Annotated in this window: 27 protein-coding genes and 1 other RNA gene; 25 read left to right on the forward strand and 3 right to left on the reverse strand. The window is 62.1% G+C overall.

What is annotated here, in order from left to right; all coding sequences use genetic code 11:
* Positions 1–34 precede the first annotated feature (34 nt).
* From tkt to ACSQ2A_RS08275, 4 genes are all read left to right on the forward strand, one after another.
* Positions 35–2,011, forward strand: coding sequence for a transketolase (gene tkt / locus ACSQ2A_RS08260; RefSeq protein ID WP_436071819.1), 1,977 nt, complete (start codon positions 35–37; stop codon positions 2,009–2,011).
* Positions 2,012–2,060: 49 nt separating this feature from the next.
* Positions 2,061–3,068, forward strand: coding sequence for a type I glyceraldehyde-3-phosphate dehydrogenase (gene gap / locus ACSQ2A_RS08265; RefSeq protein ID WP_295415745.1), 1,008 nt, complete (start codon positions 2,061–2,063; stop codon positions 3,066–3,068).
* Between the two features lie 133 nt (positions 3,069–3,201).
* Entirely contained in the window at positions 3,202–3,750 is a 549-nt protein-coding gene (locus ACSQ2A_RS08270; RefSeq protein ID WP_436071820.1) for a hypothetical protein, read from the forward strand.
* A gap of 62 nt (positions 3,751–3,812) precedes the next feature.
* Positions 3,813–4,343: a putative glycolipid-binding domain-containing protein gene (locus ACSQ2A_RS08275; protein ID WP_436071821.1), complete on the forward strand. Its 531-nt coding sequence runs from the start codon at positions 3,813–3,815 to the stop codon at positions 4,341–4,343.
* Between the two features lie 101 nt (positions 4,344–4,444).
* Here the strand turns inward: ACSQ2A_RS08275 and ACSQ2A_RS08280 are convergent, their stop codons facing one another.
* The gene (locus ACSQ2A_RS08280; protein ID WP_436071822.1) at positions 4,445–5,416 is read right to left on the reverse strand and encodes a MerR family transcriptional regulator; all 972 of its coding nucleotides are present in this window, start codon (positions 5,414–5,416) and stop codon (positions 4,445–4,447) included.
* Positions 5,417–5,541: 125 nt separating this feature from the next.
* Here ACSQ2A_RS08280 and ACSQ2A_RS08285 point away from each other — a divergent pair, with 125 nt between their 5' ends.
* From ACSQ2A_RS08285 to ACSQ2A_RS08325, 9 genes are all read left to right on the forward strand, one after another.
* Positions 5,542–5,832, forward strand: coding sequence for a hypothetical protein (locus tag ACSQ2A_RS08285; RefSeq protein WP_436071823.1), 291 nt, complete (start codon positions 5,542–5,544; stop codon positions 5,830–5,832).
* 83 nt (positions 5,833–5,915) lie between these two features.
* Positions 5,916–7,118 (forward strand): phosphoglycerate kinase, encoded by a 1,203-nt coding sequence (locus ACSQ2A_RS08290; protein ID WP_436071824.1) that lies wholly within the window; start codon positions 5,916–5,918, stop codon positions 7,116–7,118.
* Between the two features lie 83 nt (positions 7,119–7,201).
* Positions 7,202–7,885: a glutathione S-transferase family protein gene (locus ACSQ2A_RS08295; protein ID WP_436071825.1), complete on the forward strand. Its 684-nt coding sequence runs from the start codon at positions 7,202–7,204 to the stop codon at positions 7,883–7,885.
* On the forward strand, positions 7,885–8,226 hold the full coding sequence (locus ACSQ2A_RS08300) for an ArsR/SmtB family transcription factor (RefSeq protein WP_436071826.1): 342 nt from the start codon (positions 7,885–7,887) through the stop codon (positions 8,224–8,226). Before ACSQ2A_RS08295 ends, ACSQ2A_RS08300 begins: the two co-directional genes overlap by 1 nt.
* Positions 8,216–8,689: an SRPBCC domain-containing protein gene (locus ACSQ2A_RS08305; protein ID WP_436071827.1), complete on the forward strand. Its 474-nt coding sequence runs from the start codon at positions 8,216–8,218 to the stop codon at positions 8,687–8,689. The genes ACSQ2A_RS08300 and ACSQ2A_RS08305 overlap by 11 nt, the downstream gene beginning before the upstream one ends.
* 68 nt (positions 8,690–8,757) lie before the next feature.
* Positions 8,758–8,915, forward strand: a non-coding RNA gene (gene ssrS, locus ACSQ2A_RS08310) — 6S RNA.
* Between the two features lie 29 nt (positions 8,916–8,944).
* Positions 8,945–9,532, forward strand: coding sequence for a 5-formyltetrahydrofolate cyclo-ligase (locus tag ACSQ2A_RS08315; protein WP_295415726.1), 588 nt, complete (start codon positions 8,945–8,947; stop codon positions 9,530–9,532).
* Complete coding sequence (locus tag ACSQ2A_RS08320) at positions 9,529–10,344, forward strand: TIGR00282 family metallophosphoesterase (protein ID WP_436071828.1); 816 nt, start codon at positions 9,529–9,531, stop codon at positions 10,342–10,344. The genes ACSQ2A_RS08315 and ACSQ2A_RS08320 overlap by 4 nt, the downstream gene beginning before the upstream one ends.
* Positions 10,345–10,584: 240 nt before the next feature.
* Positions 10,585–11,331, forward strand: coding sequence for a YebC/PmpR family DNA-binding transcriptional regulator (locus tag ACSQ2A_RS08325; RefSeq protein WP_295415723.1), 747 nt, complete (start codon positions 10,585–10,587; stop codon positions 11,329–11,331).
* Positions 11,332–11,602: 271 nt separating this feature from the next.
* Here the strand turns inward: ACSQ2A_RS08325 and ACSQ2A_RS08330 are convergent, their stop codons facing one another.
* Positions 11,603–12,385 (reverse strand): GGDEF domain-containing protein, encoded by a 783-nt coding sequence (locus ACSQ2A_RS08330; protein ID WP_295415721.1) that lies wholly within the window; start codon positions 12,383–12,385, stop codon positions 11,603–11,605.
* A 53-nt stretch (positions 12,386–12,438) separates the two neighbouring features.
* The gene (locus ACSQ2A_RS08335) at positions 12,439–13,182 is read right to left on the reverse strand and encodes a GGDEF domain-containing protein (RefSeq protein ID WP_436071829.1); all 744 of its coding nucleotides are present in this window, start codon (positions 13,180–13,182) and stop codon (positions 12,439–12,441) included.
* A 167-nt stretch (positions 13,183–13,349) separates the two neighbouring features.
* Here ACSQ2A_RS08335 and ruvC point away from each other — a divergent pair, with 167 nt between their 5' ends.
* From ruvC to tolB, 12 genes are all read left to right on the forward strand, one after another.
* Complete coding sequence (ruvC, locus tag ACSQ2A_RS08340) at positions 13,350–13,856, forward strand: crossover junction endodeoxyribonuclease RuvC (protein ID WP_436071830.1); 507 nt, start codon at positions 13,350–13,352, stop codon at positions 13,854–13,856.
* Positions 13,853–14,470 carry a Holliday junction branch migration protein RuvA gene (gene ruvA, locus ACSQ2A_RS08345; protein WP_295415712.1) on the forward strand — a complete coding sequence of 206 codons (618 nt, stop codon included), beginning with the start codon at positions 13,853–13,855 and terminating at the stop codon, positions 14,468–14,470. Before ruvC ends, ruvA begins: the two co-directional genes overlap by 4 nt.
* Positions 14,471–14,529: 59 nt before the next feature.
* The gene (locus ACSQ2A_RS08350) at positions 14,530–14,808 is read left to right on the forward strand and encodes an AbrB/MazE/SpoVT family DNA-binding domain-containing protein (protein ID WP_436071831.1); all 279 of its coding nucleotides are present in this window, start codon (positions 14,530–14,532) and stop codon (positions 14,806–14,808) included.
* Positions 14,805–15,206 (forward strand): PIN domain-containing protein, encoded by a 402-nt coding sequence (locus tag ACSQ2A_RS08355; RefSeq protein ID WP_436071832.1) that lies wholly within the window; start codon positions 14,805–14,807, stop codon positions 15,204–15,206. Before ACSQ2A_RS08350 ends, ACSQ2A_RS08355 begins: the two co-directional genes overlap by 4 nt.
* Positions 15,203–16,246 carry a Holliday junction branch migration DNA helicase RuvB gene (ruvB, locus tag ACSQ2A_RS08360; RefSeq protein WP_295415705.1) on the forward strand — a complete coding sequence of 348 codons (1,044 nt, stop codon included), beginning with the start codon at positions 15,203–15,205 and terminating at the stop codon, positions 16,244–16,246. The genes ACSQ2A_RS08355 and ruvB overlap by 4 nt, the downstream gene beginning before the upstream one ends.
* A 2-nt stretch (positions 16,247–16,248) precedes the next feature.
* On the forward strand, positions 16,249–17,103 hold the full coding sequence (locus tag ACSQ2A_RS08365; RefSeq protein WP_436071833.1) for a metallophosphoesterase: 855 nt from the start codon (positions 16,249–16,251) through the stop codon (positions 17,101–17,103).
* A complete protein-coding gene (locus ACSQ2A_RS08370; RefSeq protein ID WP_436071834.1) occupies positions 17,100–17,597 on the forward strand; it encodes an NUDIX hydrolase in 498 nt (165 codons plus the stop codon). The genes ACSQ2A_RS08365 and ACSQ2A_RS08370 overlap by 4 nt, the downstream gene beginning before the upstream one ends.
* The gene (gene ybgC / locus ACSQ2A_RS08375; RefSeq protein ID WP_295415698.1) at positions 17,594–17,992 is read left to right on the forward strand and encodes a tol-pal system-associated acyl-CoA thioesterase; all 399 of its coding nucleotides are present in this window, start codon (positions 17,594–17,596) and stop codon (positions 17,990–17,992) included. The genes ACSQ2A_RS08370 and ybgC overlap by 4 nt, the downstream gene beginning before the upstream one ends.
* Before the next feature lie 196 nt (positions 17,993–18,188).
* The gene (gene tolQ / locus ACSQ2A_RS08380) at positions 18,189–18,890 is read left to right on the forward strand and encodes a protein TolQ (RefSeq protein ID WP_436072272.1); all 702 of its coding nucleotides are present in this window, start codon (positions 18,189–18,191) and stop codon (positions 18,888–18,890) included.
* 1 nt (position 18,891) lies between these two features.
* Positions 18,892–19,329 carry a protein TolR gene (gene tolR, locus ACSQ2A_RS08385; protein ID WP_436071835.1) on the forward strand — a complete coding sequence of 146 codons (438 nt, stop codon included), beginning with the start codon at positions 18,892–18,894 and terminating at the stop codon, positions 19,327–19,329.
* Positions 19,330–19,338: 9 nt separating this feature from the next.
* Complete coding sequence (locus tag ACSQ2A_RS08390; RefSeq protein ID WP_436071836.1) at positions 19,339–20,529, forward strand: hypothetical protein; 1,191 nt, start codon at positions 19,339–19,341, stop codon at positions 20,527–20,529.
* A gap of 64 nt (positions 20,530–20,593) precedes the next feature.
* Positions 20,594–21,904 (forward strand): Tol-Pal system beta propeller repeat protein TolB, encoded by a 1,311-nt coding sequence (tolB, locus tag ACSQ2A_RS08395; RefSeq protein WP_295415693.1) that lies wholly within the window; start codon positions 20,594–20,596, stop codon positions 21,902–21,904.
* The last annotated feature ends 201 nt before the right edge of the window (positions 21,905–22,105 follow it).

Raw genomic sequence — 22,105 nt, forward strand, 5'->3', positions numbered from 1 at the left:
TGCCTTCCTCAGCATCAGAGAGCGGCCACGAGCAATGACGAATACAGCCCAGCAGAACGAATTGGCCAATGCGATCCGGTCCCTTTCCATGGACGCGGTCGAAAAAGCCAATTCCGGTCACCCCGGCCTGCCGATGGGCTGCGCCGATATCGCGACCGTCCTCTTCACCAAGGTGATGAAGTTCGATCCCGCCGATAGCCACTGGGCCGATCGCGACCGCTTCATCCTCTCGGCCGGCCACGGCTCGATGCTGCTTTATTCCTCGCTCTATCTGCTCGGTTACAAGGACATGAGCATCGAGGACATCAAGAATTTCCGCCAGCTCGGTTCGAAAACCGCCGGCCATCCCGAATTCGGCCATGCCGAAGGCATTGAAACCACCACCGGCCCGCTCGGCCAGGGCCTTGCCAATTCGGTCGGCTTTGCCGTTGCCGAAGCCAAGCTTGCTGCCGAATTCGGCTCGGACATCGTCGATCACTACACGTGGGTTCTCGCCGGCGACGGCTGCCTGATGGAAGGCATTTCCCAGGAAGCGATCTCGCTGGCCGGCCACCTCAAGCTCAACAAGCTTGTGGTGATCTGGGACAACAACAACATCACCATCGACGGCAAGGTTTCCAATGCCGACTCGACCGACCAGATCGCCCGCTTCAAGGCAGTCGGCTGGAACACGATCGAGATCGACGGTCATGACCAGGACGCCATCGAAAAGGCGCTCAACGATGCCAAGAAGTCGACCGACAAGCCGACCCTGATCGCGGCGAAAACCACCATCGGTTTCGGCGCCCCCAAGAAGGCTGGCACGGAAAAGGTGCACGGCGCTCCGCTCGGCGCTGAAGAACTGGCCGGCGCCAAGGCTGCGCTGGGCATCGATTACCCGGCCTTTGAAGTTCCCTCGCACATTCTCGATGCATGGCGCGCTGCCGCGACCCGCAGCCAAAACCTGCGCGGCGAATGGGAAGCCCGCCTGGCGGCCAATGCCAACAAGGCCGAATTCACCCGCCGCATGTCGGGCAAGCTGCCTTCTGACTTTGCTGCCGTGATGGCCGCCTACAAGGAAAAGCTCGTCGCCGACAAGCCCAAGGTCGCAACGCGCAAGTCGAGCCAGATGGCTCTCGAAGTCATCAACAAGAACGTGCCGGAAACCCTGGCCGGTTCTGCCGACTTGACCCACTCGAACCTGACCAACACGCCCGAGACGCTGCCGTTCCAGGCCGACAATCGCCTTGGCCGCTACATGATGTACGGCATTCGCGAGCACGAAATGGGCGCCGCCATGAATGGCGTGGCGCTGCATGGCGGTCTCATCCCCTATGGCGGCACCTTCATGGTCTTTACCGACTATGCCCGCCCGGCCATCCGCCTCTCGGCCCTGATGGAACAGCGCGTCATCTATGTCATGACCCACGACTCCATCGGCCTCGGCGAAGACGGCCCGACCCACCAGCCGGTGGAACACCTCTCCGCGCTCCGCGCCATCCCGAACCTGCTGGTCTTCCGTCCGGCCGATGCGGTTGAAACCGCCGAATGCTGGGAACTGGCGATGACCTCGGAAAAGGCTCCGTCGATCCTCGCGCTCTCGCGCCAGAACCTGCCGGCCGTTCGCACCGAAAACTCGTCGGAAAACAAGTCGGCCAAGGGCGCCTACACCCTCGTCGGTCCCTCTGATGCCGATGCCGTCATTTTTGCGACCGGTTCGGAAGTCGCCATCGCGGTCGAGGCCCAGAAGGCACTCACCGAGCAGGGCATCAAGGCTCGCGTCGTCTCCGTGCCGTCCATGGAACTCTTTGCCAAGCAGTCCGACGCCTACAAGGCTGAAGTGCTCGGCAAGGCCAAGGCGCGCGTTGCCGTCGAAGCCGGTATCGAAATGAGCTGGAACAAGCTCCTTGGCGACAAGGGCCGTTTCGTCGGCATGCACTCGTTCGGCGCTTCCGGCCCGATCGATGCGCTCTATGCCCACTTTGGAATTACGTCCAAGGCGGTTGTTGAAGCCGTCACCGCACAGTTGTAAGAGAGCCGCGCCTCCCTTTCTCCTTTCTCCCCTCTAGGAGCGTTAAAACATGGCAGTTCGCGTCGCCATCAATGGTTTTGGCCGTATCGGCCGCAATGTCCTGCGTGCCATCATCGAATCCGGCCGCATGGATATCGAAGTCGTCGCCATCAACGATCTCGGCCCGGTCGAGACCAATGCGCACCTGCTGCGCTTCGATAGCGTCCATGGCCGTTTCCCGCACAAGGTGACGGTTGTCGGCGACACCATCGATGTCGGCCGTGGCCCGATCAAGGTGACCGCCGTGCGCGATCCCGCCGAGCTGCCGCATGCCGCCATGAAGGTCGACATCGCGCTTGAATGCACCGGCATCTTCACCTCCAAGGAAAAGGCCTCGGCTCACCTCAAGGCCGGCGCCAAGAAGGTGATCATCTCGGCCCCCGGCGACGGCGCCGACAAGACCATTGTCTATGGCATCAACCACCAGACCCTGACCAAGGAAGACGTGGTCATCTCCAACGCCTCGTGCACGACCAACTGCTTGGCCCCGCTGGCCTATGTGCTGCACAAGGAATTCGGCATCGAGAAGGGGATGATGACCACCATCCACTCCTATACCGGTGACCAGCCGACCCTCGACACCATGCACAAGGATCTCTATCGCGGCCGCGCTGCAGCCCTGAGCCAGATCCCGACCTCGACCGGCGCTGCCAAGGCCATCGGCCTCGTCCTGCCCGAGCTCAAGGGCAAGCTCGACGGCGTCTCGATCCGCGTGCCGACCCCGAACGTCTCCTGCGTCGACTTCAAGTTCATCTCCAAGCGCGATGTGACCGCTGACGAGATCAACGCCGCCGTCAAGAAGTACGCCAATGGCGAACTCAAGAACGTGCTCGGTTTCACCGACCAGCCCAACGTCTCGATCGACTTCAACCACGATCCGCATTCCTCGACCGTGGCCCTCGACCAGACCAAGGTGATGGACGGCAATTTCGTTTCCGTCCTTTCCTGGTACGACAACGAATGGGGTTTTTCGAACCGCATGGCCGACACGGCCGTCGCGTTGGGCAAGACGCTCTAAGCGTCTTTTGTCAGTCGGAATTGAAAAGGGGCGCCGCAAGCGCCCCTTTTTCTTGTGACCATTTGGCCAATCGTCTTGTCGCCACGCTCTTGGCATAACCTTTCGGGAAAACCATCCACGTCCGGGCCTTGCCATGCGTTTTGCTTTCTCCCTGGTTCTTGTCGCTGCCATCCTTGCAGCTCCGGCCTTCGCCGCCGAAGACGTTGAAACCGGCCTCGCGGTGACCCTGCCGGACACGTTTGTTGTCGAAGCCGCCGATTCCCCGCCGCCCTACAATGTCACCTTCGGTGTCAAATCTGCTTCGGACGATCCGGCGCCGCTGACCGGCGAAAAGTATCTCTGCCAGGTCAGCTTCCAGTCCGTGCCGGGCAATGAGGGGCTGACGCTCGAAAAGATCAACGAACAGATCGGCTCGCCCGGCTGGATCGCCATGGCCAAGGAAGGCATGGCGTCGATCTTCGATTTCGTCTCGGATTCGTCGTTTGAGCTCGACGGCTACAAGGGCCACGAATTCATCGGCAAGCCCAAGCAGAAGAATGCCGAGCATGTCCGGCTGGTGCTCTCCATGGTCGAGACTGCCAAGGGGCGCACGGCCATTTCCTGCGTCACCGATGCAGATCGGCTCGACGCGGTGCTCCCGACCTTCCACACCATCCGCGACGGCGTCACTCCACCGGTCTGACGCCGCGCTTGCTTTCCCCTCGCGCATTTGCTGCAAATGCGACGCGTGTCGGGAGAAGCGTTTTGAGCCTCAATCAGTCCTATCGGTGGCGTGGCCTTGACCTCAAGACGCAGGAACACTGCCATGTCATCGCCAATGGCCGCGACACGCGCATCCGCGGGGCCATCATCGGGGAAGATTTCGGGCTCTTTTATCGCATCAAACTCGACGAGAACGGCCATACCCGTACGCTCAAAATCGAACGGGCCGACGGCAAGGCGCTGGAGCTGTTTTGCGATGGGCTAGGTGGCTGGTCGGACGATCGCGCCGAGCCGATTTCGGAGCTCAAGGGCTGCGTCGACGTCGATATCTGGCCCACGCCGATGACCAATTCCCTGCCGATCTGGCGCAGCGACTGGCAGGACGGAAAGCCGCAAAAGTTTGCCATGGTCTGGATCGATGCCACCACGATGGAAGTCCGCCGCGCCGAGCAGGTCTATACCAGGATCGACGCGGGGCATTTCCGGTTTCAGTCGGATGATTTCGAAGCCGTTCTGACGGTGGATGCGGATGGGCTGGTGACGGACTATCCGGGGCTGTTTGTGCGCGGTTAGTCCTCCACCAGCCGTCATCCTCGGGCTTGACCCGAGGACACTTTACTTGGCGACGCTGCAGCAAGTGCAGGGCCCTCGGGTCAGGCCCGAGGGTGACGAGTTCAGGGCGCCATCCTCGCCACCATACCCGCCGTCCGCGCTCTCGCCTCCGGCGTCCCCAGGCAATTGGCAACGCTCTCATAGCCCGGCGAACCCGCCACGGCCAAAACCTCAAAGGGAACACTGTGGTTGGCCGGGCAATAAAGGATCGCGTGTCCGGCACTCACCGCATCGAGGTCCAACACCGCACTCGTTCGCGTCATCACCACAAGCGGCGCATCGCCCTCGCCCCGCCGCCGCAGCCAGCCGCCAAGTGCCAGTTGCGTTGCTTCATCGAGCCCATCTTCGACGAGATCGATCACGCGGGGCCGCTCTTCGGAAACCATCCCAGCCAGCACCGCTCGCAGGGCAGGGCTATCAACGGCCCCATCTTCCAGCAGCCATTCGAGTTCACGCAAAGCGGCTGCCGGCAGTTCATCTGGTTCGCCGCGATCAAGCCCAACGAAGCCGCCACCAAGCGCCTCGGCCATCGCCATGGCGAGCCGCGTCTTGCCGCTGCCCAGTGGCCCGACGAGATAGGTCACCGGCGACAGGCGTCGCAATGCAAAGATCTCGCTATTCCACGGCCAGGGCAGGGGGAGCGACAGGGCGGGGGGAGTGGCCACGAGATCGGCGAGATCGGGCGCACGTCCCTCGCTCAGATCATTGCGCCAGACGCGTACTCTCTCAATGGCATCAAGCAGGCCTGTAAGGCTGCCCTCAAGGCGTGTCTGATGTTCGGCGAGCGCTTTGTCTAGGTCATGGCTTTCGCCCGAGAGCACAGCCGCAATCTGGGCGAGGCTCAAGCCAAGCGTGCGCAGGGCCACAATGTGCCTGATCCCGGCCATTTGCTCCGGCCCATAGTGGCGCCAGCCATTGGCGCTGCGGACAGGCGTGATGAGACCGCGCTGCTCGTAGAGCCGCAAAGCCTTGGCTGAAATGCCGACTGTGCGGGCGGCTTCAGCCGGGGAGAGGAAAACGTCTGAACGGGTCAAGGAATCACCTCCGATATTGACCCCGTCATCCATCAGGGCGGACCCAGGGGCCGGGTCAAGCCCCGTCAACGCCCTGTCACCAAATCGGCCTATTTTCGAAATGTCAGCAAGGCCCGGAGCGGACCATGTTCCACCTCACCCGTCGCTTTCACTCGTCGCTGCCATTGGTCTGGCTCGTGGCCGGGTTTTTGGACAGTCTGATCCTCCTGGCGCTACCTGCCATTGCGGTGCTGGCTTATCTCTTCAGGCGCCATCGGCGCATCATCGGGCTGGTTGGTACGGCGCCCTGGGCGAGCCTTGGCTTTGCCCGCCATGTCATGGTCGATGATCTCGTGCGCCTTGCTGCCTGGACCGCGCTGAGCCCGCTTGTCTTCCTTATCGGCCACCAGATGCGCGTGGTTCTCATTGGGAGCTGACGAGAATCTTCGTCACGGCGCTTTTCCGATCCGTTCACACCTGATAGGCCAAGGCCAAGTTTCGTTGCCTTCGGAGCCTGGCCATGACCGCGCAATTCAAGACTCTCGATGAACTCGACCTCAGCAAGAAGGTCGTGCTCCTCAGAGCCGACCTCAATGTTCCCGTGGCCGATGGCAAGGTGAGTGACGCAACGCGCATCGAGCGCCTGCTGCCCACCATCCGCGAAATCGTCAAGCATGACGGCAAGGCCGTTCTGCTCTCCCATTTCGGTCGGCCCAAAGGGAAGGTCGATCCAGAATTCTCGCTCGAACAGGTCTGTTCGGCGGTTGCCGATGTCACCGGTCACCCGGTCGGCTTCGTTGCCACCGACTGGGTCGATGTTTCAGCCGCCAAGGCCGCGATCGACGAGGCGCCGATCGGCTCGGTTCTCGTGCTCGAAAACACCCGATTCCATCCCGGCGAAGAAGCCAATGACGTCGAGCTTGCCAAGCGCATGGCGAGCCTGGGCGATGTCTATGTCAACGACGCCTTCTCGGCCGCGCACCGCGCCCATGCCTCAACCGAAGCTCTGGCTCATCTCCTGCCCGCCGCTGCCGGCCTTGCCATGCAGGGCGAGCTCGAAGCGCTGGAAAAGGGTCTTGGGAAACCCAAGAAGCCGGTCGTCGCTATTGTTGGCGGCGCCAAGGTTTCCTCCAAGATCGATCTGCTCGAAAACCTCGTTACCAAGGTTGACGGCCTCGTCATCGGCGGTGGCATGGCCAATACCTTCCTCTTCGCCCAGGGCCATGGCGTCGGTAAATCGCTGTGCGAAAAAGACCTCGCCGACACTGCCCGCCGCATCATGGACAAGGCCGACAAGGCCAATTGCGCCATCATCCTGCCGGTCGATGCCGTCGTCTCCTGGCATTTCAAGGCCAATTCGCCGACCCGCCTCTATGGCGTCGATGCTGTCGATCCCGATGGCATGATCCTCGATATCGGCCCCTCCTCGATCGAGCGCATCAATGGCGCCATCGACGACGCCCATACCGTCATCTGGAACGGCCCGGTCGGCGCCTTCGAGATGGAGCCCTTTGACGCGGGCACCGTGGCAATTGCCAAGCATGTCGCCAAGCGCACCCATGATGGCCACCTGATCTCGGTTGCCGGTGGCGGCGACACGGTCAGCGCTCTTGCCCATGCTGGCGTCAAGGATGCCCTGACCTATGTGTCCACGGCCGGCGGCGCCTTCCTTGAATGGATGGAAGGCAAGCCCCTGCCGGGCGTGCAGGCGCTCAAGAAGTAAAGTTTCCGCCATCGGAAACTTTCTCTTGCATCATATCAAGCCGCCAGATAGTTTCTCTATAAGGAAACTATCTGGCGGTTCTTATGTCCCTGACCCTCTATCTCCACCCCCTCGCTACCTTCTGCCACAAGGTGATGATTGCGCTCGAGGAAGCGCAGCTTCCCTATTCTGCCGTTGTCGTGGATTTTGCCGATCCTGCTTCGGCAAGGCTCGTGTCCGATCATTGGGCGGTCGGCAAAATCCCGCTGCTTCACGATGCGGCGAGCGGCCGGTATGTTGCTGAAACCACGATCATTCTCGAATATCTCGCGGGGCGCTATCCAGCCATGGCCCGCCTCTGGCCGGACCGGGCCGAAACCCTGCTCGAAGCGCGGCTCTGGGATCGGTTCTTTGACCTCTATGTCCAGCAACCCTTGCAGAAGATCGTCACCGACCGCATCCGCCCCATGGGCAGCAATGACCCGCATGGGGTCGCCGAGGCCCGCAAAAATCTGCACACGGCCTATGGCATGATCGAGGAGCACATGAGCGGGCGGGTCTGGGCCGTGGGTAGCGAGTTTTCCATTGCCGATTGCGCCGCTTTTCCGGGCCTGTTCTTTGCCGGCATCGTCGAGCCGTTTCCCGGCTCCGCCACGGCGCTCGGCGCCTATTTCGAGCGGCTCCTCGCGCGCCCTTCGGTCACTTCGGTGCTTGCTCAGGCGCAGCCTTATTTTACAATGTTCCCTTATCGCGACGCCATGCCGGCGCGCTTCTTGCCGGGGTCTTGATGCCTGCTGAACTCGATACCGTCTTTCAGGCGCTCGCCGATCCCTATCGGCGAGCCATGGTTTCGCGCCTTGTGGAGGCGGGGCCCGCCTCGATGAAGGAGCTGGCTGCGCCCTTCGATCTGGGCCTGCCGTCCACCCTGAAGCATCTGAAAGTGCTTGAGAATGGCGGCATCATCACCTCGACAAAAGAGGGCCGGGTGCGCACCTTTTCCATCCGCCAGGATGGGCTGAACAGCCTGCGCAGCTGGCTTGATGCGCATCAGCGGCATCTCGAAACCGGCTTTGATCGCCTCGCTGCCGCCATGGCGGCCAATCCCGAGAATATGTCCGATGGCGATTGATCCCACCCATTCCCGTTTCACGCTTGACCGGGTGCTGCCCGGTTCGCCCGCCCATGCCTTCCGCTTCTGGTCCGATCCAAAACTGAAGAACCTCTGGTCCGGCTGCCATCCCGATTGGACCGAGCGCGAAGTGCGCCACGATTTTCGTGCCGGCGGCCATGATTTCAGTCGCCTCGCCGATCCCTCGGGCGTCGAGCACGAGGTCGACATCGCCTATCTCGACATCGCGGCGCCGACCCGCGTGGTTTACAGCTATGCCATGCGCGTGGGTGGAAAACCGCTCTCGGCCTCGCTGGTCACAGTGCTTTTCCGCCCGCACAATCGCGGCAGCCTGATGCGCTATGACGAGCACCTGCTGCTGCTCGATGGTGGCGACGGCGCCTCGGCGCGGGAGATCGGCACCGGGCATGGTTTTGACCGGCTGGAGGCGGCCATTGCCGAGAGCCTCGTTGCTTCGTCATAAAAGCGCATTGGCGCACACACATTCTTGTGGGTTGCCGTTTGCGTGGGACAGGGGAAGCGCCTATATCTCTTGGGCTGCCCGGCGCGTGAGGACACACATATCCCCGGGGCCTTAATCGATCCTAAGGGAGCTGTCCCTGACCAGGCCCGTGGGCTTGGACATACGGCGCCCACCTACGTAAGTAGGTTCCCGGGATCGCTCGTCCCACGGCCAGGGCGGCACCTTATTCCTAACGTTTCCCAGAGATTGGCGCGCATGGTGTTAGACGGAATAGAGGCCGAAAAGGCCCTCCTGCGCAAAACTGCCCGGGTGCGCCGCGAGGCTCTTTCTCCGCAATTCCGCACCGAAGCCTCCAATGCCATCTCCTTCCACTTCTTCGACAAGGTGGCCTTTGGCCCCGAAGACGCCGTGGCCGGCTATTGGCGCATTCGCGACGAGGTGGATTGCCAGCCCATTCTGGTGCGCCTGATGGATGGCGGGCAGACAGTCATCCTCCCGGTCGTTTCCGGCCCCCAAGAGCCGCTCGATTTTCGTATCTGGGGCAGCGATGCGCCGCTCTACGAGGCCGGTTTCGGCACGCTGGCGCCGTCTGATCTGGCGCCCCGTTGCGAGCCCGACCTGATCCTCATGCCGCTCCTGGGCTTTGACAAAACCGGCACGCGGCTCGGCTATGGCGGCGGCTATTATGACCGGACCCTTGCCTCGCTGCGCAAAAGGCCGATGCTGGTCGGCCTCGCCTTCTCGGCGCAGGGCTTTGACCATATTCCACGCGAACCACACGATATTCCGCTCGATGCGGTCGTCACCGAAAACGGTGTCGAATTCTTCGAGGCTTCCTTATGAAATTTCTCTTTTTGGGTGACGTGGTCGGCAAGTCCGGTCGCGATGCCGTCAGCGAGCGCCTGCCGGGGATCATCGCCACCTATGGCTTCGATTTCGTCGTCATCAATGGCGAAAACGCCAGCCATGGCCGCGGCCTGACCGAGTCCCATTTCCGGGGCCTGCGCGATGCGGGCGCCGATATCGTCACCCTCGGGGATCACGCCTTCGACCAGCGCGAGGCGCTGAGCTATATCGAGCGTGAAAATACGCTGATCCGGCCGATCAATTTCGCTCCCGGCGCGCCGGGCCGCGGCGCCATGATGGTGGAGGGCCGCAATGGCCACCGGGTGCTGGTGGTGAATGCGCTGGGCCGCGTCTTCATGCAGCCCGTCGACGATCCTTTCCGCGCCGTGGAAGCGGCTCTGGCCGCCGCGCCGCTGGGTGAGGTGGTCGATGCCGTCATCGTCGATTTCCACACCGAGGCGACCTCGGAAATCCAGGGCATGGGTTTTTTCCTCGATGGCAAGGCAAGCCTTGTCGTCGGCACCCATACCCACATCCCGACCTCGGACCATCGCATCCTCAGGGGCGGCACGGCCCTGATGGCCGATGCGGGCATGTGCGGGGATTTTGACTCCATCATCGGGGTGGATGCCGAAGAACCACTCAACCGCTTTCTCACCGGCATTCCCAATGGGCGCTTCACCCCGGCCGAGGGCGAGGCAACGCTCTGCGGCGTGGCCGTCGAGACCGATCCGCGCACGGGTCTGGCGAAAAAGGTCCTGCCGGTGCGGATCGGCGGCACGCTCAATCAGGCTTTTCCCGATTTTTGAGATTTGGTGGGTGCCGATCACCCCCTCCCATCCTCCCCCATCTAGGGGGAGGTGCCGCATCGAGTATGGGGCAACATCTCTTCAAGACCACTGACCTTCACCTCCCCCTTAATGGGGGAGGACGGGAGGGGGTGGGGCAGCGGGCGCAGAACTGAAGGCAGTGCCGAACCGCGCACCCTTCCATTTTCTCCCGTCGCCCCCTATAAGCACCGCCAAAATTCAGAAAATCCGAGGTACCGAATGGCAGGCCATTCACACGCCAAGAACATCATGCACCGCAAGGGCAAGAGCGATGCCGTCCGCTCGAAGATCTTCTCCAAGCTGGCCCGCGAAATCACCGTGGCTGCCAAGATGGGCATGCCCGACCCGGCCTTCAACGCGCGTCTGCGCCTGGCCGTCGCCAATGCCCGCGCCCAGTCCATGCCCAAGGACAATATCGATCGCGCCATCAAGAAGGCTTCGGGCAGCGATGGCGAGAACTATGATGAAATCCGCTACGAAGGCTACGGCCCCGGTGGCGTTGCCGTCATCGTCGAAGCGCTGACCGACAATCGCAACCGCACCGCCTCGAACGTGCGCTCCTACTTCTCGAAGAACGGTGGGGCGCTGGGTGAAACCGGTTCGGTCGGCTTCATGTTCGATCGCGTCGGCGAAATCACCTATCCGCTTTCGGCCGGCTCGGACGACAAGGTCATGGAAGCCGCCATCGAGGCCGGCGCCGACGATGTCGAAACCGACGAAGAAGGCCACTACATTTACACCTCGTTCGAAGCCATGGTCGAAGTTTCGGCCGCGCTTGAAAAGGTGCTGGGTGAAGCTGAAGCGGTGAAGGCGATCTGGAAGCCGCAGAACGAGACCCCGATCGATGCCGAAAAGGGCGCGACGCTGATGAAGCTGATCGCCACGCTCGAAGAAGACGATGACGTGCAGAACGTTTATTCGAACTTCGACATCAGCGAAGAAGACGCAGCCAAGATCGCGGGCTGACGCACGGCCGCAGGCAAAATCGCTCCGGTGGAGCGATTTTAGTAAGTCAGGCCATGAGAGCTATGCTCGAATGGCGGGGTTTCGCGACCGCAGGCAAAATCGCTCCGGTGGAGCGATTTTAGTAAGTCAGGCCATGAGACTTAGAACCGTGCCGAAGGCCCAATCACGCCAGTGGCGTGATTGGAGGTGAGAAGGCCACGAGACCTAATGGTCGAGTGGCAGCTCGAATGGCGGGGTTCTGAAACACAAAGGGCGGCCATGCCGCCCTTTTTCACGCCGATTTCCTGATATCGACCGGCGGTTGATCGACCGTGTGCACGATGGCGGCCTGGTTGCGGCCCGAATGCTTGGCGCCATAGAGCCGCTGGTCGGCAATATGGAAGAGCTCGGTGAAATTGGTCATGCCGTCAAAGACCGCGCCGCCAATGCTGACCGTCAGCGTATAGGCCTGGCCGCGCGGCGAAAACTGGGCCAGTTGCACCGCCCGCCGCACGCGCTCGGCCATCTGCTCGGCGCTCTTTTGATCAACACTGGGCAGAAAGACGCCGAATTCCTCCCCACCCATGCGCCCGATGAGATCGCCGGCGCGCAGGACAGAACGGATGGACCGCGCCAATATGGTCAGGGCCTCGTCGCCGGCGTCGTGGCCGTGAAGATCGTTGATAGCCTTGAAATTGTCGGCATCGATGATCAGCAGCGCGCCCGTCTGCGGCCCGACATTGCTGGAAAGGTGGGTCTCCACCTTGGCGGTAAAGGCCCCGCGATTGAGGCAGGCGGTCAGGCTATCCGTGCGCGCCACAAGGCCCAGCCGCCGGTTCATGATGGCCAGCGAGCGAATGCGCATCGAGAGAAAGAAGAACAGCGGCACTGCGAGCAGGACCGGCAGAACCATGGCCGAGAGCATGGCCCGGTGCAGCGCTTCCGGACCCAGATCGGCAAAGGTCACGGCATTGTAGACCAGCGCGACGACGACGCAGGCCAGAGGGCCAAACAGCGTCCAGCGGGCAACGCTGGACCAGCTTTGCAGACCATTGACCGCGCGCGGTGACATCATGCTGGCAACCCCCTGGCTCGGCATTGGTAACAGGAAGAGGAAGAAGGCGGCTGTCAGGCCGCCTGGGGCAGTGCGACGCAGTCGCGGCCCCTCTGCTTGGCGCTATAGAGACGCTCGTCGGCCTCGCGATAGAGGGCTCTGAACGCAATGGGCTTTTCGTGGGACGCCCCCCCGATGCTGACCGAAAGCGGGCAGGAAATGCCCTCGGGCCGGAAGTCGATATCGGCAATGGCCCGGCGCACGTCGTCCGCCACGCTTTCGGCGCGGGCAAGATCCATGTCCGGTAGGTAGATGCCGAATTCCTCTCCACCCAGGCGCCCGACAAGGCCGGGCAGCGGAATGGTGAGGCTCAGTGCATGGGCGATATCGCGCAGCGCCTCGTCGCCCTGGTCGTGGCCGAAGCGGTCATTAACGGATTTGAAGTGGTCGGCATCGATCACCAGCAGCACGCCGCGGCGATGCGGCCCGACGCAGTATTTCTCGACCGCGGATGCAAAGGCGCGGCGGTTGAAGAGGCCGGTCAGCCCATCAAGCGTCGCCAGGTGCGCCAATTGCTGATTGGCATAGCGCATGCGTTCCGTACCGATGGCGAATGTGAAAATCATCGGCCCGCCCAGACAAATCGGCATGACGATGGAGATGAGCAGGCCCGGCATGTTCACGCCGGCGGAAAACGTCGCCATGAACACGACGGTCGCTATCACCGAGATAACGACCGACAGCCCCATCATCAGAAAAGTCTTGCGGAAAATCCAAAGCCACGCCTGCTTCGGTAGCGCCGTTGCTAGCCCCGTCATCGTGAATCAGTGTCCCTGCGTCTCAAAAGACCCTAGGGCCCCGTTTCTGAATTCCCCGTTTCTCCAATGAGTAAATTTTGAGCTATCACAGGTTCTTGGCGCCTTGAAGTTTCTGTTTTGTTCACTTTGGTCTTGGTAGGTTCATGGAAACTGCTAGAAGGAACGCCATGAGCAAGACCGTTCGAATCATCGGCATCGACCCGGGGCTGCGCCGCTGCGGCTGGGGCATTGTCGATGCGCTCGACAATCGCCTGAGCTTTGTGGCGGCCGGAACGGTGACCCCGCCGATCGATGGCATGCTGGCCGATCGCCTCGCCATGCTCGCTGCCGGTCTTGCCGAAGTGCTGGCCCAGTATCATCCCGAGGAGGCGGCGGTTGAAGAAACCTTCGTCAATGCCGGCGCCCGTTCGGCGCTGATCCTGGGACAGGCGCGCGGTGTTGCCCTCGTCACCCCGGCGCAGCACGGCCTTTATGTCGCCGAATACGCCACCAATCTCGTCAAGAAATCCGTGGTCGGCACTGGCCACGCGGAAAAGAAGCAGGTCGAACTGATGGTGCGGACCCTCTTGCCGACGGCCAATTTCAAGGGTGCCGACGCCTCGGACGCTCTTGCCGTGGCCATCTGCCACGCCCACCATCGGGTTTCCGCACGTCGCATGGGAGCGCTTTTATGATCGGCAAGCTCAAGGGCCTGGTCGACAGTTTTGGTGACGACTGGGTTCTTATTGATTGCGGCGGCGTCTGCTACGAGGTGCATTGTTCCACCCGCACGCTGCAATCGCTGCCGCGCGTTGGCGAGGCCGCCGTCGTCTTCATCGAGACGATCCTGCGTGAAGATCTCATCCGCCTTTTCGGCTTTGCCAGTGAAGCGGAAAAATCCTGGTTCCTGTTGCTGACCACCGTGCAGGGCGTCGGCGCCCGCGTGGCACTCGCCATTCTCTCTGTGCTCTCGCCGGCTGAACTCTCGAGCGCCATTGCGCTGCAGGACAAGGCCATGGTCGGCCGCGCCAATGGCGTCGGCCCCAAACTCGCCGTGCGCATTGTCACCGAGCTTAAGGGCAAGGTCCCGGCCATCGGCGGCATCGACGCCGGCACGCTGGGCCTGCAGACGGCCTTGGGCGAGGGCGTTGCCCGCAGCAATGTCGCCGACGCCGTCTCGGCTCTCACCAATCTCGGCTATTCCAGCGCCCAGGCCTCGGCCGCTCTCGCGCGAGTGGTTGCCAAGGAGGGTGAAGATACGGCAACGGAGAAGCTCATTCGCCTTGGGCTTAGGGAATTGAGCCAGTGACTTGCAGGGAGCTACTTTCCTTACTATTTTGAAAAGTAAGGAGATCGGGAGATTTTGTCATGGGTGAGCAGGTAAGGATTTTGTTGTCGACCGTGACGAACAAGGGGCAAACGACTATCCCCAAGGAATTGCGGGATGCGCTTGGGATCACCGAAGGCACGCCGCTCCGCTGGAAGATAGAGAATGGGCAGTTGGTTGCACGCCCCAAGACCAGGCGAATTGAGGAATTCGCAGGCATGCTGGGCAAGCCACCAAAGGGGGCCGGTTTGCGTGTCGAAGACATGGACGATGCTATAGCGGATGCAGTCATCGACGACTTTGAGCGCGGACAGCGATGATCGGTGTCGATACCAATGTCGTTCTCCGGCTTTTCGTCGTGGACGACGAGAAACAGCATCGCCTGGCCGTCTCATTCTTCAGCGCGCGCTCGGCCGACGATCCGGCCTATGTGAATCTTCTGGTCGTTGCTGAACTGGTTTGGCTGCTGCAGCGCCGTTACGGCTTTGCCGCGGACAGAATATTCGAGGTGCTGCATGTGCTGCTCGAGAGCGTCAACATCGTGGTTGAGCGCAGCGAACTGGTCGAAGCAGCTATAGGCACCAAGCCCGTGAGCAACAAAGTCAGCGTCGCCGATCTGCTCATCTCGCAAATAAATCGGAACGTGGGATGCGTAGCGACCAAGACCTTTGACGTTCCGGCATCAAAGCATATCCCCGGAATGGAACTTCTCGCGTGACCGACTTCACCTCCCCCGCCGCTGGCCGCGACGATAATCTCGACGTCTCGCTGCGCCCCTCCGGTTTTTCCGATTTCGTCGGCCAGGCCGACGCGCGGGCTAATCTCGAAGTCTTCATCGAGGCTGCCAAGAAGCGCGGCGCGGCGCTCGATCACGTCCTTTTCGTCGGCCCGCCGGGCTTGGGCAAAACCACGCTGGCCCAGATCATTGCCAAGGAACTCGGCGTCGGTTTCCGCGCCACGTCCGGTCCGGTCATCGCCAAGGCAGGCGATCTTGCCGCGCTCCTGACCAATCTCGAAGAGCGCGATGTTCTCTTCATCGACGAAATCCATCGCCTCAATCCGGCGATCGAAGAAGTCCTCTATCCGGCGATGGAAGATTTCCAGCTCGACCTCATCATCGGCGAAGGCCCGGCGGCGCGCTCGGTCCGTATCGACCTGGCAAAATTCACCTTGGTTGGCGCCACCACTCGCGCTGGCCTACTCACCACCCCCCTGCGCGATCGCTTCGGCATTCCCGTCCGCCTCAATTTTTACACCCCGCAGGAACTGGTGCAGATCGTCACGCGTGGCGCGCGGCTGATGGGCATGCCCATGTCGGCCGATGGGGCTCTCGAGATTGCGCGGCGCTCGCGGGGCACGCCGCGCATTGCCGGGCGCCTGTTGCGACGCGTCATTGACTTTGCCCTCGTCGATGGGGTGTCAGAAGTTAACAGTGTGCTAGCCGATAAGGCGCTTCTGCGCCTCGATGTTGACGCGCGCGGGCTCGATCAGCTGGACCGCCGCTACCTCAATACCATCGCTGATTTCTACAATGGTGGTCCGGTCGGCATCGAGACCATCGCCGCCGCGCTCAGCGAACCGCGCGACGCCGTGGAAGAAATCGTCGAGCCCTATTTGCTGCAGCAAGGTTTCATACAGCGCACGCCGCGCGGCCGCATGCTTACCGCTATCGCCTTTCAGCACCTCAATAAAACCGTACCGCAGGGTTTTGTGGGCATGCAGGCCAGCCTCTTCGAGGAAGCCGGAGACGAGGACTGAGCATGGCGCCAATCCTCCAGCGCCTTTTTGGTCTTTTCGGTGCCCATAGCTGGATCGATGACACCAATATCGTCGTGCGCCGCTATGCGCCCAAGCTGCACAATTGGCCGCAGGACCTGACGCTGCGCGTCGCCATGCTCAGCGACTTTCATTTTTCCGAGCCGTGGATTGGCCTTCAAGCCCTTGAAGCAATTGTCAAAAAAACGAATGCGCTGAAACCCGATATCATTCTGCTGGTGGGCGATTTCGACGACGGGCCGCTCTTTAGCCGGCCGGTTCCGCACGATGATTGGGCTCGCGGCCTCGCCCGCCTGCAAGCGCCGCTCGGCGTTCATGCCGTCCTCGGCAATCACGACTATCCTCGGCTTATCAAAAAGCGTCACCGTTTCCTGGCCGCACCAGCCGCCAAGGTGGCGCTGGAGAAAGTCGGCATCCCGGTTCAGGTCAACGACGCTATCCAGCTAACCTGGAACGGCAAAAGCTTCTGGCTGGCGGGGCTGGGCGATCAGTGCACCGAGTTCAGCGACGGCACGCCGCTGGCCGATCTTGATGCGACGCTTGCCAAGGTCTCGGACGACGCTCCCGTCATCCTCATGGCCCACGAACCCGACATTTTCCCCGAGGTTCCGTCGCGCGTCGCGCTGACCCTGTCCGGCCATGTGCATCGTGGCCAGATCCGGTTCTTCGGTTTTGCCCCCGTCGTGCCCTCGAACTTTGGCCGGCGCTATCTTCATGGCCATATCGTTGAAAACAGCAGGCACCTGATCGTTGGCGCGGGCCTTGGCCATTCCGGCCTGCCGCTGCGTTTCGATGCGGCGCCCGAAATCGTCCTCATCGAGCTTGGAGGTCAAGCGTGACCGCTCGCCACGTCCTGAGCTTTCCCATGAAGGAAGGTCGTTTCAATTTTCGTGTTGCCGGAATCATCGTGGCCGATGGCCATGTTCTGATTTGCCGCGAGGATGACGACGACTACGCCATGCTGCCGGGCGGTCGCGTCGAACTGGGCGAGGACAGCCTGCTCAGTCTGACCCGCGAGATTGCCGAAGAAATCGCCCTGCCGGCCGAAATCGGCCCGATGATTGCGACGTCGGAGAGTTTTTATCGCCGTGAGGGCGAGGATTTTCACGAGCTCGGCTTTTTCTATGGCGTAACGCTGCCGGGACAGGGGCCGAATGGCAATTCACCCTGGCTCGAACGGCAGGACGAGGGGCACGACCTGCAATTCCATTGGGTGCCGCTCGCCGGCGACGCCTTGGAAAAATTCAATCTGCTGCCACGCTGGTTGCCAAAATTCCTGCGCGATCTGCCCAAGACGCAGGCCCATGTGGTCCATGACGAGCGCAGCGCATGAGCACCCATAGCTTTCCCGTCCGCATCTATTACGAAGACACCGATTTTTCCGGTTATGTCTATCATGCGGCCTATTTGAAGTTTTTCGAGCGGGGTCGGACCGAATTTCTGCGCGATCTCGGCGTCCATCATTTCGAACTGATCGAACAAGGCATTGCCTTTGCCGTGCGCAAGATGGAGATCGATTTTCTGGGCGCTGCCAAGATCGATGATCTGCTGACGGTTGAGACTAAAGTTGCCGAGGCGACGCCGGTGCGCCTCGTGCTCGACCAGACAATTATCCGTGAAGAGACCGTGCTGACAAAGGCCCGGGTTCTGGTCGTTGCCATCAAGACCTCCGGTGGCCCGGTGCGCCTGCCGGCCGAGCTGCGGGCCTTGCTGCAAGGCGAAACTTGATCGAGTTCGTCTCGGGAATCGCTTTCTTAACCACTTGGTCACCATAATCGAGTCAAAGGGACCACTGCGCTAAGGGCTAGGCCGAAAGGCCCGGTTTGCAGGGCATTTCTCTTAATTTTGACAGATTCCGCCCCCATCGCACAAAGCATGGGGCCGGGCGCTTGGGCCGGGCCGAAAGGATCACTTCATGGAAGCCATGGATGCAGTGGGAGCGGCCGCTCCACATGCCGACCTGTCCATTTGGGGACTGTTCTGGGCGGCCGACATCGTCGTTAAGTCGGTGATGCTGGGCCTGCTCGGTGCCTCCGTCTGGTGCTGGGCCATCATCGTCGACAAGACCATTGCCTATCGCCGCGTCGCTGCGGAGATGAACAATTTCGAAAAGACCTTCTGGTCCGGTCAGTCGCTTGAAGAGCTTTACAAGCAGCAGTCGGAAAAAGCCTCCGGTGGCATGGGCGCTGTTTTCGTCGCCGCCATGAAGGAGTGGAAGCGCAGTCACGAGCAGAATGCGGCAAGCTTCGTCGGCATGCAGCAGCGCCTCGACAAGGTACTCGACGTCGCCATTTCGCGCGAAAGCGAGTTTCTGGAAAAGCGTCTGGGCTTCCTCGCCACGGTCGGTTCGGCTGGTCCCTTCATCGGCCTTTTCGGCACGGTCTGGGGCATCATGAACGCCTTCACCAATATCGCGGCTTCGTCCTCCACCAATCTCGCGGTTGTGGCCGGCCCGATCGCCGAAGCGCTCTTTGCGACTGCCATCGGCCTTGTTGCCGCTATCCCGGCCGTTATCGCCTACAACAAGCTTTCTGCCGACTCGGCCAAGATGATCGGGCGCCTCGAAGGCTTTGCCGACGAATTCTCGACCATTCTGTCTCGCCAGCTCGAAGCGCGGAGCCGCTGATATGGGCATGGGTGTAGCAGGTGGCGGAGGCGGCGGCGGTCGCCGTCGTCGCGGTCGCCGGAAAGCGGTGATGAGCGAAATCAACATCACGCCGATGGTCGACGTGATGCTGGTGCTGCTGATCATCTTCATGGTCGCCGCGCCAATGATGACGGCCGGCGTGCCGGTCGATCTGCCGCAATCGGCCGCTGCCGACATGCCGAGCCAGACCCAGCCCATCACCGTGGCCGTGACGCCCGAAGGCGCCATCTTTGTCGATGAGACGCCGGTGGAAGAAGCCAATCTGGTGACGACCGTTGCCGGCCTCGCGACGCCGGAAGACCGGATTTTCCTGCGCGGCGATACCACGGCCAATTATGGCAGCGTCATGCGCGTCATGGGCCTTCTCTCGGCTGCCGGCTATTCCAAGATCGGGCTCGTTACCGAGCGCGAGCAATAGGCCGCCGGCATGCGTACAGGCGTCGCGGTTTCAGTTTCAGCGCATGTGTTGCTGATAGTGCTTGGTCTGATCAATCTGGGATCGACCGAGCCGCTGACGCCTGTCACCGCGTCGATCTCGGTCGACCTCGTCCCGATCGAAGAATATTCCAATATCCGCGCCGGCCAGCTCGACAGCACCGTCGTCGAGACCGATACGCCCTCCATCGTTGAAAGCGATGATCCGGCTGAACTCGCCCAGCCCACCGGCAATACCGAGGACGATCAGCCGACCCCGTCGCCGGCCGATGTGCCGACGCCGCAGCCAGTGACCCAGACGGCCCCAGCGCCCGAACCTGCGCCGCAGCCTGAGCCGGTGCCCGAACCGACCCCAGAACCCGAGCCGGCCCCGGAACCAGAGCCCGAGCCTGCTCCTGCGCCAGAACCCACTCCGCAGCCGGAACCAACGCCAACGCCCACGCCGCCGACGCCCCAGACACGGCCGCAGCCCGCTCCCACGCCGGAGCCGACCCCAGAGCCCGAACCGGCTCCGGAACCGACGCCCGAGCCTGCGCCGACGCCTGAGCCAACCCCAGAGCCGACGCCGGAACCAGAACCCACGACGCCTGCCGTCGCGGCGCCGACCCCGGCTGCCCGTCCGAGCAATCTGGCGCAACTGCGCCAGCAGTTTGCTGCCGCCGAAGCCGAACGGAAGAAGCGCGAGGAAGAAGAACGTCAGCGCCAGGCTGCCGCTGCTGCCGCGCAGAACCAGTCGCAGACGCCAACCCCACGTCCTACTCAGCCGGGACCGACCCAGCTCGATTCTGATCTTGCCGACGATATCGCCTCGATCATCAACAATGCCCCCACGACCGGCGGCACGACCGGGCAGGGCGGTTCTCCGACGCTGGGCGACACCACCGGCACGTCGGCTCGGCTGAGCCAGAATGCCATTGATGGGCTAAGGGCGAGGATCAAGACCTGCTGGAACCTGCTGCCGAGCGATTTCAACTCCGGCATGAACGTGACCCTGCGCGTGTCGATGAACCAGGATGGCAGCGTCAACGGCACGCCGCAGATCGTGTCCGCCGACCCCACGCCCGCCGGCCAGGCCATCGCCCGCGCTGCGCAACGCGCCGTGGTGCAGTGCGGCCCCTATACAATGCTCTCCGCCGACTCCTACAGCGAGTGGCGCTCGATCGAGATGGAACTGAAACCGTGACCTTGAATTTGCCCTGTTGCTGGCCAAAAACCGGCCAAACGGCGAAATTGGAGACAACCAACACATGACGCTTCTTACCCGTCGCTCTGCGCTCAAGCTTGGCCTGGCCGGTAGCGCCCTGCTGGCAACCGCTCCCATGGCCATGGCGCAATTGCGCATCGTGGTGGAAGGGGCCAATTTCCAGCCCCTGCCGATCGCCATTCCTGACTTCGCCTCGTCCGATCCGACCTTTGGGCGCGAGATCGCCGATATCGTGCGCAACAACCTGCGCCGGTCCGGCCTGTTCCTGCCGCTCGATCCGGCTTCGCTGCCGGTCCAGGTGGGCGATGTCAACGGCACGCCCGATTTCAACGTCTGGCGCACGGCCAATGTCGATGCGCTGGTCATGGGCTCGGTCGAGCGCGGCGGGCAGATTTCGTCTTCCGTCCGCGTCTGGGATACCCAGCAGGCCGCGCAGGTCGTGGGCAAGAGCTACAATACCGATCCCAATTCGGCGCGCCGCATCGGTCACATCGTCTCCGACGCCATCTATGAGCAGTTGGCCGGCGGCACGGGCTATTTTGATACCCGCGTCATCTACACCGCCGAAAGCGGCCCCAAGGCCAACCGCACGCGTCGCCTCGCCATCATGGATCAGGACGGCGCCAATGTGCAGTACCTGACCGACGGCTCCACCATGGCGCTGACGCCGCGCTTTGCGCCCAATGGCGACCTCGTCACCTATATGAACTTTGCCGATGGCAACCCGCAGGTCTACCTGCTGCAGCTGTCTTCCGGCCAGCAGCAGCGCCTCGCCAATGTCGGCGCCATGACCTTTGCCCCGCGCTTCTCGCCCGATGGCGGCACCGTCGCCTTCTCGGTGGAGCAGGGCGGCGCGACCAATATCTATGCCGTGGGCACGGGTGGCGGCCAGCCGGTGCAGCTGACCTCGGGCGCGGCGATCGACACGGGCCCGTCCTATTCGCCCGATGGCGGCCGTATCGTCTTTGAAAGCGATCGCGGCGGTTCGCCCCAGATCTACATGATGGGCGCCAGCGGCGGCAACGCGCAGCGCATCAGCTTCGGCCAGGGCAGCTATTCGACCCCGGTCTGGTCCCCCAAGGGCGATCTCATCGCCTTTACCCGCCAGTCCGGCGGCCAGTTCCACATCGGCATCATGAATCCCGATGGCTCGGGGGAGCGCCTCCTCTATTCGAGCTACCACGCCGAAGGCCCCACCTGGGCGCCCAATGGCCGTGTCATCATGTTCTTCCAGGATCCAGGCGGCAATGATGGCCCGCGCCTGATGAGCGTCGATATCTGGGGTCGCAATCCCCTGACCGTTGCGACCGAAAGCTACGCCTCCGACCCCTCGTGGTCGGGTCTTCGCGGCTGACTTGGGAAGGGGGCCGCGGCCCCCTTTTTCGTCTCCAAAATCCCCGGCGCTTAACCTTAACGTGATCGGCCGTCCGTCCTGTTGCCCTTCTGCAACGTCACGAAAAAGCCCGGATTCCCGCCACATTCGCGCCTGAATAGGCAAACATTAACCATCCCAGCGAACCAGCTTTTAAGATTAAGCGCGGTAAATGCTGCACTT

Origin of the sequence: Devosia sp. LjRoot3 (assembly GCF_964252865.1) — a bacterium.
Taxonomy (GTDB): Bacteria; Pseudomonadota; Alphaproteobacteria; order Rhizobiales; family Devosiaceae; genus Devosia.